This window comes from Arthrobacter sp. CAN_A214 (genome assembly GCF_015751955.1).
Lineage (GTDB): Bacteria > Actinomycetota > Actinomycetes > Actinomycetales > Micrococcaceae > Arthrobacter_D.
The window spans coordinates 1-11,553 of the sequence record NZ_JADOUU010000042.1 but is presented as its reverse complement, the minus strand read 5'-3'; the positions used below and the strand labels follow the sequence as shown (position 1 = coordinate 11,553).

Genomic DNA, 11,553 nt, shown 5'->3' with positions numbered 1-11,553 from the left:
TACCGGTATGTGCAGGTCCCGGCGATCGGTCCGATCCCCTCCATGTATGAACCCGTCTGGTACGCGAAGAAAATCCTCACCGCAGTAGCAGAAGCCACCGCCGGGATCCTCGCCATCACCGGCTACGCACTCCTACACCGGCCCCGACACAACACCTAAACCGACCCGCCCGCACCGGGCGGAGAGACCTCGAAGGTCAGCGGCAAGCGCATAAAAGCCGCGGATGAATGTTGTCTCTGCCGGCGTTCGGAGCCCGGCAGTCGACGCGACTTTCCGGTCTGAATTAAGGCAGCCTGTGCTGACTAGCTCCAGTTGCTTCAAGACGAGCTCTTGATTGGGAGACTTCCACTGACCGCAGAGGGTCGCACGGCCCGTGCTGCGGTGTACGACTCGTTAACGACGGGTAAACCAAGGTTGAACGGGTAGCCTAGGGCACTAGTCTTTTTCACACCCGAGAACGGGTTGGATGTCAAGGGTGTTCGGCGAACACGCGGGCATTCGGAACGCGGGGTGTTGTCATGTCTGGCCGGAATCTTCAAGTGACCCGACGGGTCGGCGTCGTCGTGGGACGCGGCTTGGTCTACGTCCTGATCTGGGTGGGGCTCGCGCTGCTTATCGCCGCCGTCGGCATTCGTTTCTACTGGGGCGAGATTTCTGTGGGTCAGATGCTCCTGAACCTCGTCTCCGTCGAAATCGACGGCGGGGGCGGAGCTATCGTCTTGATCGGCATCTTGGGGGTTGGCGTCGTGCCCCTGCTCATCACCATGGGGATCGCCCTGTGGCAGTTCTTCCGGCGCCGCAAGCGCCGCCGCAATGACGACGGGGGGCTTCCTCGTCGCTCGCAGTGGATCATGCGCACGGTTTCCACCGCTCTGGTGGCCGCGGTGGTCGTCGGCGGAACCACGGCCTTCGCTACCACGGTGGGCGTGAGGGAGTACGTCAAGGCTGCGAACTCAAAGTACGATCTCGGCGACTACTACGTGGAGCCGACCGTCACCAGCGACGAGGACAAGCGCAACCTTGTGTTGATCTACCTCGAGTCCGGCGAGGCCACCCTTGAGGACGATCAGCTCTTCGAAAAGGACGCGTTCGCTCCTTTGAAGGAGGCCACCAAGGTCTCGGACGGCTGGCAGAGCGTGGCCGATTTTCAGCAGTACACGGGTGGGGGCTGGAGCATGGCCGGTCTCACTTCGACGCAGTGCGGTGTCCCGCTGAAGGGCGTGGGCTCCTCCGGGAGCAGCAGTGCCCCGATCGAGCCCGGTGGGGACGTCGACACTTACCTGGGCGGGATCACTTGCCTGGGCGATGTCCTGGAAGGGTACGGCTACACCAACGTGTTCCTGGGCGGTGCGAACTCTTCCTTCGCTGCGAAGGACAGCTTTTTGGGTACCCACGGCTACTCCAAGGTGAAGGGCCTTTCTGATTGGCGCGCCGCGGGGGAACCGGAGGAGAACTTCCGCAGCGATTGGGGCTTGAGCGATGAGCGCCTCATGGCGAATGCCCGGGACGAGATCGATGAGCTGTACGCCGAGGCGGTGAGGACCGGTCGGCCGTTCAACCTGTCGATGCTGACGCTGGACACCCATGAGCCGGTGCACGTCTATGACTACTGCGACGTGGATACGCAGAACGAGGTCACCTCGGTGTTCTCCTGCTCGATGACCCAGGTGGCCGGGTTCGTGGACTATATGAAGGAGAAGGGCTACCTCGACGACACCGCCGTGGTGATCATGGGCGACCACCTCAAGCACATGAGCGCCGGCGATGCTTTCCACGAGCAGCTGGACGACCATGACAACCGCACTATCTTCAATCGGATCTGGGTTCCGGGCCAGGACAGGAACAGCACGCTGCGACCCGGAGTGGACCAGCTGAACATGTACCCCACGATCCTGGAGGCCGCCGGCCTGACCCTGAAGGATCGCGAGGCCGGGCTGGGCGTTTCCGCCTTCGCGTCGCAGATTCCAGGGGGCTCAGCGCAGGCAATGGAGCCGAATCTCTATACCGAACTACTGGAATCGCTTTCCCCGCGGTTTTACGCGGAGGCCTGGGCCGGCGAGGATGCCCCCAAGTAGCGCTGTCCGGTCCGTCCGCCGTCGACCTGGGTCTGGTGACATTCCTCAAACTCGGAGTACGCCCTGCGGTTGCGTTTCTCTTCGGTCGTTTCGTGTTCGGCATGCAGGACGTCCCCTTGCTCGCGGTCACGTTCTTTGGAGCGCTGCCGACCGCACAGAACGTGCTGATTGCGGCGATTCGCTACAATCGCGGGCGGGGTATCGCGCGGCAGTCGGCCCTCGTGACGTTGGTGGAGGTTCCGCGCTTGTAGCGACAAGGGCGCCGGGATTATCGGGCACCCCTGTCCAAGGATCGTGTTACCCGACGGTCAGGCGTCCTTCAACCTGTGGGTCCACGGGTGAGTTGTTCTCGAGGTAGCGCACCACGGTGTCGACGAGGTTGATGCCTGTGTCCACAGTGTTGGTTCCCTGGGTCAGTGTCGTGAACTCGTCGCCACCGGTGGCCATGAAGTTGTTCGTGGCTACCCGATAGGACGCGGCAGGGTCAAGTGGTGTTCCTTCCGGCAGCGTCACGGATGTGACGCGGGCTCCGAACGGGGCTGCGGGGTTGTACGCCCACTTCAGACCGGATACCTGGGCGGTGCCGTACTGGCTGTTGGCGCCTTCCTCCAGGACCTGGCGTACCTGTTCACCGGTGAGACTCATGGTCACCAGTGTGTTGTTGAAGGGCAGGACGCCGTAGACCTCGGCGAGGGTGATGGGCCCCTCGTCGATGTCGGAGCGCAGTCCGCCCGCGTTGGTGACCGCGAAATTCACACCATCAAGGTGGTTACGCATGGCGTCGGTGACGAAGTTGCCCATCTCGGATTCCACAGCGCGGCTCGCGCCACGCTGGATCGACGTCGTCGCTGCGCCCACGGTCTGTCCAAGCTCCGCACCTAGTTGCGTCTGGTAGCCGTCGACAATGGCCTGCACTTCCGTATCTGGCTGGATTTCATCGACGAAGGTGGTATCCAGTTCGGTGGCGACGTTGATGACATCCTTGCTGGCGCGGTCAACGGTCAACGTGACGTCCGCGTAGCCTCGGGTGTTGCCGAAGGGCTGTACAACGGGGATGCCGTTGATGGTGGTGTTGAACTCAAGAGGGATGTGGCCTGCCAGTACGAGGTCGACCTCATCGGAGAGCTGGTTGACGATATCCACCAGCGGCCCTTCGGTGGGAGACTCCAGGCCCTGGTGTGCGCTGACGATGATGGTTTCGACCTTGCGGTCCCGCAGTTCCTCCACCGCAGCGTTGACGGCGTCGGCGGTCGCAGCGGCGTCGAGGAAAGTGAGCCCCTCGGTAGCCGCCGACAGGGTGACGTTCTTGGTGTCAGGGTTGGCGATACCGATGACCCCGACTTTCACGCCCTTCAGGTTCTCGATCATGTACGGCTCGACGCCGTCGGGCGCCTTACCGGTCCCGTCGTCGATGATGTTCGCGGCCAGGAACGGGAAGTCCGCCTGGTCAACCCGCTCGGCGAAGGCGTTCTGGCCCCAGTCGAATTCGTGGTTTCCCACCGCTGCAGCATCTACTCCGATCTCGTTGTAGACGTCGACGGTGGAGGCACCCTCGAAGTAGGAGGAGATGACGGGGCCCTGCATGAAGTCGCCTGAGTCCAGGATCAGGGTTCGCGGGTTCTCGGCTTCTTCCTGCGCGAGGTAGGCCGCGAGGCTCGCCGCTCCGCCGGCAGGACGGCCGTCTCGCTTCAGTGGGGTGAGCTGACCGTGGGTCTCATTCAGCCCGAGGATCTGCACATCGACGGTGCGCTGCGACTTTGACTCCGACTTAGCCGTAGCCGGGTCCGGGGACTGAGACACTGTCGAAGCCGGGGCCGACAAGTCCTTCTGCGGGTCGTGGGCTGAGGCTGCGCCCGGGGCGGTGAACATCAGCGTTGCAACAGTAGCGGCTGCGGTTCCGCGGGCGGCTGATCGCCACGTAGCTGGCTTTGTCATGTCGCATCTCCTTGAGGGTTGTGGTAGACGACGACGGCATAGTATCACCGGCAATGGAAGCGGAGGTGAACCACCGGCCGTCGCTAAGAACGCATTGATTGTTGGTAACGCTCTTTCTGACGGCGCTGTCAATCCTGCCCCTCGGCCTTTATCCACGGCACTGAAACACTGGCCCGGGCGCTGCGCTCACGAGTGTGGGAAGCCACCGGTGGACGCAGCCCAACAGTCCGGGCTACAGCCGCTGATTCCGTGATTCCGTGATTGATGCCATGGCGCCGGGGAGATTCTGGCCTGTCTGCTGCGCCCGGGCAACGGCGGAGCTAGCAGTGCCGATGACCACATCAAGGTCTTCGACACCGCTACTGTTCAACTGCCGGACGGGTACTTTGACCAGGACGGCAGGCTAATCGGGAAGAAAATCCTGGTCCGCACCGACAGTGCCGGGGCGGCCCGCAAGTTCCTCTGGCACCTCCACCACGCCGGCGGCATCTTCGACGGCACCGAACGCATGATCACGAGAAGAACTTCCAGGTCAACCACCTCGCCCCGTTCCTCCTGACAAACCTGCTCACGAGCAACGCGACCGTCATCAACACGGCGAGCATCGCCGCAGCCCGGTATGGCAACGTCGACATCAATGACCTCGGAACCGAAAAGAAATTTAAGGATGAGCGCGCCTACGGCAGCGCCAAGGTCGATCAGATCCTCTTCACCAAGACCCTCTACGCCAAGTACCACTCCCAGGGCCTCAACGCCGTCGCTTTCCACCCCGGTAACTTGGCCTCGAACTTCGGTGGTGGCTCCTTCTAAGCGGGCGCGTACAAGAACCCGCTCATCAAGACCGTGTTCATGCAGAAGCCTCAAAAGGGCGCCGGGGTCCTGTTGCATTTCGTCAGCGGCCGGGTCGGCATCGACTGGACCTCGGGCAGTTATTACCACCTGACTAAGCAACCCAAGCCGAAGCAGGAGCAGGCCCAGACGAAGGACCTAAATCTCGAAAAGCAGATCTGGGACCGCAGCGCTCAACTCGTCGGCACCACCTCATAGCCCGGCTGGAGACAAACGCAGCCAGATACGGCGCCTCAGCCCGATCGACGCAATCCGCACCTCGTCAGCGAACGACCGTCCACGGGACACTCAGCAGCAGAAGCAACAAGAACGGCGTGTCGCGTTCCGCGGCCCGTGTCCGAGAACTGCGTACTGTCACCTGCGTCCACGGTACAGTTTGCCCCATGGCAGCTGTCGGTTATGCGCGAGTTTCGACCCGGGAGCAGAATCTCGACGGCCAGACCGACGCGCTCGAGGCCGCCGGGTGCGAAAAGGTCTTCATCGAACACGCCTCGGGGGTTCTGGCGAAGCGGCCGGCCCTTGATGACGCTCTGGAGTATCTGCGGGTTGGGGACACCCTGGTCGTGACGAAACTCGACCGCCTCGGCCGGTCGGTGCGGAACTTGAAAGAAGTCGCCGACGGGCTCGAAAAACGGGGCGTTGGCCTGAAGGCACTCTCGCAGGGCATTGATACGACAACCCCGGGCGGGCGGTTGTTCTTCCATATGCTCGCGGCGATCGCAGAGTTCGAGCATGACCTCATTGTCGAACGCACCAAAGACGGCTTGGCCGCGGCCAGGGCCCGCGGACGCAAAGGTGGTGGCCGGTTCAAGATGACACCGACGAAGGCCCGGCAGGCACGAGCGATGTATGACGAGAAGACCTACACGGTGCAGCAAATCGCAGAGACGTTCGGGGTCTCGCGCGGCACCATCTACCGGCACCTCGGCGAAGACGTCAGAGCCTAGGTCGGAGAGCGGTCGTGGTGCAGCGCAGCGTCCAAGATAAGCTTGGATTGTTGCGCCAGCACGATCAGGGCGTCCCCCTAGAGCCCCATCGCCGCGAGGTCAGGGGTGTAGCTGGGGTTCACTGCAGCGGATGGGCACGCCGGTACCATTGGGGCAGTCTCGATCACTATCTGGGAGAGAATACAGTGCCATCAGGACACAGGAGCAAGCACCGCAGATCTGCTGCGAAGCGTCCCAAGATCATCGTTGCCTGCTTCACGCTCGCTGCTGTTCTCGCTCTCAGTGGGCTGTACCTGAATCAACAGGAAAAGCCCACCGAGAACGTCAATGCGGCGGAAACCTCCACAGCAGCGCCTCTGGCACCATCAGCCATTGCCTCAGTGGAATCGTTCACGCCCGCGACACGTGCTGCCGGTGGGTTGGCTGATACCAGTAAGCCCTGGATCATGACGGTCATCGGCGATTCCACGGGCAACGCCACCGGTGAGTGGGTGCACCTCATCGCAGCAGAACTTTCCGCGAGATACAGTCGCCCGGTAGTCGTTCACGACTGGTACTTGGAGTTGAATATGTACGCAGGAGAAACCGTAGTGGGCGGCGGGGCCGGAGAACCGATCATTATCTGGAATGGGTCGGCCGTAGGATCTGGGCCGGAGTACTCACTCGAATATCTCGATACCCTGATGCCCGAAGAATCGGAGCTCGTGATCATCAACCACGGGCACAACAGCAACCCGACCGCGATGGCCACCGCTCTACCTGCCATTGCAAATCGGATCCCCAAAAACTCCGCCCTCGCAATCACGCTTCAGAACCCACGGACACAGACCGATGCCGAACGCCAAACGGCCATCGTTCAACAAGTACGGTCCGACTGGGCGGATGATCCTGTGACTCTCGTTGATGTTTATGACGCGTTCGCGGACACGAGCAATGTTTCTAACCTGGTACAGGAGGACGGTATGAACCCTAATCCTCAGGGTCAGCAGTTGTGGGCGGAAACCGTCCTTCGGACTCTTTTCCCTTAGGCTCGCTCAAACATGATGCCGACCCAGTACGGCATCGGGGGTCAAGATGTCGTCGATGACGAAAGCGGTCAGAGTGCCTCGTGCGATACGTGAAGCTATCGCCTCTTGTGCAGCTGGGCACCAAGGAGTGTCATCGATGTCCTGTGGTCGGCCGGCGGCGCCTGCCTCGGCCATCGCTTGGAACATTGCATGCCTTAGTCCCACCAGCTCGGATGCGTCCTCTGGCCCTGCTTCCCTCACCGACGTGGAATCCATCATGAGAACCATTGTGTAGCTTGCTGGCTTCTCGATGGAGCATTCTAGTGAAGGATCCTTTGACCGGACCGACAGCGAGGTCCGACGGTGGGTCTGTGAACGTGGCTGAACTTCAGGATCGGCGGGGAGTGAGAGACCGCGTCGTGTCCCAGCAATGTGTCTCATGCGGAGTATTCTCAACAAAAGGGAAAAAGGCCTTTGATGAGCTTGAGGGGGAGCCGGAATGGGAAGAATCGGGTACGCCAGGGTCAGCACTCTGGAGCAGAACGCAGAACGCAGAACGCAGAACGCAGAACGCAGATCTGCAGCACGCGGCACTTCGTGCGGCGGGCTGCGACCGGATTTTCACGGATCACGGTGTGAGCGGGACAAGGGCGAGTCGGCCGGAGCTGGATAAGCTCCTCGAGCACCTACGGAAGGGGGATGAGGTGGTGGTGTGGAAGCTGGATCGGTTGGGGCGTAATACCCGGAATCTGTTGGCTCTGATCGATGACCTGGAGCAGCGGGGTGTGCACTTCCGCAGCGTCACCGAGGGCATCAGTACCACCGGCTCCATGGGTAGGGCGATGCTGACGGTCATGTCGGCGTTTGCCCAGCTTGAGCGTGATCAGTTGGCGGAGCGGACCAGGGCGGGCATGGCCGCGGCGGCCGAGCACGGGCGGAAGGCCGGGCGGCGGGAAATTACTCTCGACCATGCGAAGGTCAAGCGTGCCCGGGATCTGAAGGCTCAGGGGCTTGCGCCGGCTGACATCGGGAAGATCATCGGGGCCAGCCGCGCCACCGTGTACCGCTACCTCAGCATCGGCACCAGCGAACCTGCATGACGAGGACTAGAGGACGGGCGGCGTATGGCCGGACATGCGTGTATGGTCCGCGGTTGTTGGCGTGATCGTCGACCTGTCCTCGGCAACCGCGGACATCTCCACTGCTACGTTGGCGCCGCCGGTGCCCCTGGCTCTGATTCTGGTTCTGAGGCCGTGGTGCGGAGCATATGAAGCATCTGGTCGACGTCCTCGACGTCTTTAACAGCTGCACTGAGGAGTAGTTGCAGGCCCTGTTGATCTGTCCCGGATTCGCAGGCTGAGCGGGCTTCCAACACCGTCGTCATCAGTGTCTCCCTCACGTGCTGGAGATCTGCAAGGTGATGGGTGTAAGCATGAGCGGGCTCGGAAACGAAGGTAGCCATGGTTTCGACTCTAACCGTGATGCCACCAGACATCTGGAGAAAGACTCCGTACTGCTGCTGGGGCGGCCCTCGCAGGCCGCTCACACAGCATCTATCGATAATGGCGGCCGGTCAGGTTGTTGGTCGAAGCCGGCGAGCTCAGTGACTCCCGGCGGTATGGGAAGCTGCGCAGGTTCGGCCGACGACAGTGACAGTGACAGCGGCAGGATTCCCACGAGGAGTACGGACAGATGACCAGGGTCCGTTCCGAGCAGTCCCGCCGGGTCCGGGACCTCACATGGGGTATCGGCCACCAGGACACCACCGCCTACGGCCAGGTCTGCGAAACAGTGATCGACCGCGAGGAAGCTGCATCGCTCACAAGGTGCCTGGCCATCCTGTCGCCGGTCCAGCGCGAAGCAATCGATCTGGCCTATTACACCGGCCTCACCTACGTCGATGTCGCCCACCGCCTCGGCATACCCGTTCCCACCGCCAAAACCCGTATCAGGGACGGCATCAAAAAACTCGGCACCTGTCTCAAGAATTAACCGCCGACCCGTGGTGCGCAGCGCCTACACGACTGGTACCTGGTGCCTGTGGTGCTCAGATATGGGATGTGCCCAGGTGAACCAGATGCAGGCCAGTTGCGGACCAAGGGCACACCAAGCGCAGATTACCTGCAGATCACGGGCAGACAAGCGGCTGGCTCGTGACACATCGTGGCCAACTTCTGGTCAGCTTCTGACCGGATTGTGGGGCCAGGGGTAGTTGATCTGTTGCAGTTGGGGTGCAGCGGTGTTGCTGCAAGGCCTTATTTCCTGTGCCAGTGATGGTGCCGGTTGCTATGGTAGAACTAGTAAGCCTGCTGATGGATACTCCTGCTGGTTAATACGATGGAGCAGACTGGCATGGCAATAAGGGACGATAATCAACGGCTTGGGCGGGGCTGTCGGCACGAAGGGTAGGCCATGGACGCACAAGCACACATCCTGCAGATGAGAGAGGTCTTGTCAGCGACGGGTCTTACTCTGCCCGAGGTATGGGTGACCTACTACGGGATGGGCGGGGCGGTTTCCCGGTTCGAGCTCGAGGCACACCTGGCCGGGTTGCTGGTGTTGCAGCCTGAGGAGTGTGATGTGCTGGCCGATGCGATCAATGATCTCCTGTCCGGGATGGCCACCAAGAGCCGGATCGCGCGCTGCTCCGATGACCGGCCAGCAGAGTCTCCAGCCCAGGCCCGGCGTGCCCTCGGCATGGCGGGCGCGTTTCTGTTCACCGCTGAGGAGCAGGAAGACGAACGCCTGGACGCGGTGACCCGGACTGATTTGTTGGACACGGTGCAGGAGGAGCGGTTCGACCGGATCACCAGGGAAGCGAAGGACTACTTCGGTGTCAGTTCTGTGATCGTGACGCTGATCGATGACCGCCGGCAGTTCCTCAAGTCCGTGATCGGGCCGATCCAGCAGAACATGCCGCGGGAAATCTCGTTCTGCAACGCCACGATCCGCAACGCCGGTCCGCTGATCGTGCGGGACGCGCTGGAGGATGAACGGTTCAAGAACAACCCGCTGGTGGTGGGGGAGCCCTACATCCGCTTCTACGCCGGATACCCGCTGCGCGGACCGGGCGGGTGGACCATCGGCACCCTGTGCGTGATCGACCAGCAACCACGGGAGTACTCCATGCGGGACGGACGGAAACTTCGAACCCTCGCCGGCCAGGTCGAGGACGAAATCAACGGGCCCCGCTTGCTTCCTGATACAGAGAACGGAACGGTCCCCCACCCGATTCGGGACGGAAAGTCGGAGCAATAGGCTGCGGGGTGTTAGCTGAAGTGCGTGCGGACGGGCCCTGTTTGCCCGAGGGATGCCAGGAGATTGTCGGCGAGGTCCCGCAGTTTGATGTTACGGCCATTGCTTGCGGTGCGCAGGATCGCAACTGCTTCGTCCTGGCTGCACCGGTTCTGGCCCATGATGGCTCCGACCGCAAGGTCAATGGCCGTCCGGGATTCCATGGCTGCTCTCAATTGCTCGGATGCGTCGTCCAGGGTCGCGATCCGCACGGCGAGCCGCAACGATTTCGAGGCATCCCGGGCGATGCCTTCGGCGACGGCGATGCTCGTGTCCGTGAACGCGTTCGGTTCCGTCGAATAGAAGTCCAGACCCGCACTGGCGCCGGCTTCCAGGCGAATAGGAATACCAAGGGCCGAGCGGATCCCGTGCCCGGCAATAGCCTCGCGGTACTGCGGGAACCGTGACTCGGTACGAAAATCGGGGATGTGCACTGTGTTGCCCTCGCGGGCGGCCCGAAGGCAGGGTCCGTCGTCGAAGCCGTACTGCACTTCGTCCATCAGCCGGGCCTCATCGCTGCTGCTGGCCACCGAAGCCATGGATCTTGGGCGTAGCAGTGTCACTCCGCAGAACACTTCGCCGTACGCACTGGTGAACGCCGCCGATGCGATGGTCACCAGGCCGTCGAGGAACTGCTGCACGTGCTCACTGGCGAGCACCATGTCCTGCAACAGCGCCATCGTCTCGTTCTCGGCCGCATCCGCGGCCAGTTCCGTCTCGTTAGGCACAGTATTTGTTCCTTACCGACTCCAAGAGGAGTCATCACAACACGGGCACCCCGACATCGAGACCGGAATCAGGAGAATTTGGGGGAGAGGTCGGGACTGCCTGTCACCAGCAGCAGCTGAGTAGGAACCCGCAGCTGCTGCTACAGGGCGGCTTCCACGGGAGGGCGAACAAGCTCTGGAACAGAAGCCAAAGGTTGTGATGGGAGGCCAGCCGATTCCAGGGTCTCCAACGCATCGCGCCGGTCAAGTTCTTCAGTGACTTCCTTGCTGCGGAACTCTGTCTCCGGATCAGGTTCACCATCGTGCACGTATTCGTAGGACAGCTCGCGCTGAATTTTGCTGCTGACGACCTCAACCTGAGGCAGGTCCAGCGATGTCAGATCCTTGGGAAACGAGTCCGACGGAGTAAGCCTGGTCTTCATGGAGCACGCCTATCGACGAGAAAAACACGATGAACCCAGGCCCTCTTCTGAACCATGTGCTGGCCGGGCCAGCACCTTGCATCCTACGCGCATACCCCCGAGAACCCGCTCCCGCGCGGGGATAAGAGCACGCCGGGTCTGAGGTACACCCTTAACCTGCTTCACTTCTGTCCCTTTAACCAAGCCATCTGGTAGAGGATTCTTGGGTTCTTGCGGTGATTGCAACACTTAGCGAATGGGTGTTGATATGGCGGGCTACTCCATCTTCATAAGATCGGATCTGCTGCAGGTGTTCT

General features: G+C 61.7%; 12 protein-coding genes and 1 pseudogene. 9 read left to right on the top strand and 4 right to left on the bottom strand.

Going from position 1 to position 11,553, the window contains the following annotated elements; genetic code table 11:
• Nucleotides 1-539: 539 nt before the first annotated feature.
• Both IWX65_RS16375 and IWX65_RS16370 read left to right on the top strand, forming a co-directional pair.
• Nucleotides 540-2,075, top strand: coding sequence for a sulfatase-like hydrolase/transferase (locus IWX65_RS16375; RefSeq protein WP_334683948.1), 1,536 nt, complete (start codon nucleotides 540-542; stop codon nucleotides 2,073-2,075).
• 35 nt (nucleotides 2,076-2,110) lie between these two features.
• Entirely contained in the window at nucleotides 2,111-2,326 is a 216-nt protein-coding gene (locus IWX65_RS16370) for a hypothetical protein (protein WP_196884559.1), read from the top strand.
• Between the two features lie 46 nt (nucleotides 2,327-2,372).
• Here IWX65_RS16370 and IWX65_RS16365 read toward each other — a convergent pair whose 3' ends face one another.
• Nucleotides 2,373-4,010: a bifunctional metallophosphatase/5'-nucleotidase gene (locus tag IWX65_RS16365; RefSeq protein ID WP_196884557.1), complete on the bottom strand. Its 1,638-nt coding sequence runs from the start codon at nucleotides 4,008-4,010 to the stop codon at nucleotides 2,373-2,375.
• Between the two features lie 268 nt (nucleotides 4,011-4,278).
• On the opposite strand from IWX65_RS16365, the pseudogene IWX65_RS18125 reads away from it, so the two are divergent.
• The 5 genes and pseudogenes from IWX65_RS18125 to IWX65_RS16340 all read left to right on the top strand — a co-directional run.
• A pseudogene (locus IWX65_RS18125) lies at nucleotides 4,279-4,482 on the top strand (IS1380 family transposase); the annotation flags it as partial.
• Nucleotides 4,483-4,859: 377 nt separating this feature from the next.
• Nucleotides 4,860-5,057 carry a hypothetical protein gene (locus IWX65_RS16355; protein ID WP_196884554.1) on the top strand — a complete coding sequence of 66 codons (198 nt, stop codon included), beginning with the start codon at nucleotides 4,860-4,862 and terminating at the stop codon, nucleotides 5,055-5,057.
• 185 nt (nucleotides 5,058-5,242) lie between these two features.
• A complete protein-coding gene (locus IWX65_RS16350) occupies nucleotides 5,243-5,806 on the top strand; it encodes a recombinase family protein (protein WP_196884552.1) in 564 nt (187 codons plus the stop codon).
• 14 nt (nucleotides 5,807-5,820) lie between these two features.
• Nucleotides 5,821-6,834, top strand: a complete 1,014-nt coding sequence (locus IWX65_RS16345; protein WP_196884550.1) for an SGNH/GDSL hydrolase family protein — start codon at nucleotides 5,821-5,823, stop codon at nucleotides 6,832-6,834.
• A gap of 557 nt (nucleotides 6,835-7,391) precedes the next feature.
• The gene (locus tag IWX65_RS16340) at nucleotides 7,392-7,913 is read left to right on the top strand and encodes a recombinase family protein (RefSeq protein ID WP_334683949.1); all 522 of its coding nucleotides are present in this window, start codon (nucleotides 7,392-7,394) and stop codon (nucleotides 7,911-7,913) included.
• Between the two features lie 104 nt (nucleotides 7,914-8,017).
• On the opposite strand, the gene IWX65_RS16335 is transcribed toward IWX65_RS16340, so the two are convergent.
• Nucleotides 8,018-8,275, bottom strand: coding sequence for a hypothetical protein (locus tag IWX65_RS16335; RefSeq protein ID WP_196884548.1), 258 nt, complete (start codon nucleotides 8,273-8,275; stop codon nucleotides 8,018-8,020).
• Between the two features lie 230 nt (nucleotides 8,276-8,505).
• On the opposite strand from IWX65_RS16335, the gene IWX65_RS16330 reads away from it, so the two are divergent.
• A complete protein-coding gene (locus IWX65_RS16330) occupies nucleotides 8,506-8,805 on the top strand; it encodes a sigma factor-like helix-turn-helix DNA-binding protein (protein WP_196884546.1) in 300 nt (99 codons plus the stop codon).
• 420 nt (nucleotides 8,806-9,225) lie between these two features.
• Nucleotides 9,226-10,071: a GAF domain-containing protein gene (locus IWX65_RS16325; protein WP_196884544.1), complete on the top strand. Its 846-nt coding sequence runs from the start codon at nucleotides 9,226-9,228 to the stop codon at nucleotides 10,069-10,071.
• An 11-nt stretch (nucleotides 10,072-10,082) separates the two neighbouring features.
• On the opposite strand, the gene IWX65_RS16320 is transcribed toward IWX65_RS16325, so the two are convergent.
• Together IWX65_RS16320 and IWX65_RS16315 are read right to left on the bottom strand one after the other, a co-directional pair.
• Nucleotides 10,083-10,835 carry a GAF and ANTAR domain-containing protein gene (locus IWX65_RS16320; RefSeq protein WP_334683947.1) on the bottom strand — a complete coding sequence of 251 codons (753 nt, stop codon included), beginning with the start codon at nucleotides 10,833-10,835 and terminating at the stop codon, nucleotides 10,083-10,085.
• A gap of 140 nt (nucleotides 10,836-10,975) precedes the next feature.
• Nucleotides 10,976-11,257 (bottom strand): hypothetical protein, encoded by a 282-nt coding sequence (locus IWX65_RS16315; protein ID WP_196884542.1) that lies wholly within the window; start codon nucleotides 11,255-11,257, stop codon nucleotides 10,976-10,978.
• Between the last annotated feature and the right edge of the window lie 296 nt (nucleotides 11,258-11,553).

Excerpts from the sequence above, each read along its gene's own strand:
- IWX65_RS16365 (WP_196884557.1), bottom strand. The coding sequence starts at position 4,010 with ATGACAAAGCCAGCTACGTGGCGATCAGCCGCCCGCGGAACCGCAGCC.
- IWX65_RS16355 (WP_196884554.1), top strand. The coding sequence starts at position 4,860 with ATGCAGAAGCCTCAAAAGGGCGCCGGGGTCCTGTTGCATTTCGTCAGC.
- IWX65_RS16350 (WP_196884552.1), top strand. The coding sequence starts at position 5,243 with ATGGCAGCTGTCGGTTATGCGCGAGTTTCGACCCGGGAGCAGAATCTC.
- IWX65_RS16335 (WP_196884548.1), bottom strand. The coding sequence starts at position 8,275 with ATGGCTACCTTCGTTTCCGAGCCCGCTCATGCTTACACCCATCACCTT.
- IWX65_RS16330 (WP_196884546.1), top strand. The coding sequence starts at position 8,506 with ATGACCAGGGTCCGTTCCGAGCAGTCCCGCCGGGTCCGGGACCTCACA.
- IWX65_RS16325 (WP_196884544.1), top strand. The coding sequence starts at position 9,226 with ATGGACGCACAAGCACACATCCTGCAGATGAGAGAGGTCTTGTCAGCG.
- IWX65_RS16315 (WP_196884542.1), bottom strand. The coding sequence starts at position 11,257 with ATGAAGACCAGGCTTACTCCGTCGGACTCGTTTCCCAAGGATCTGACA.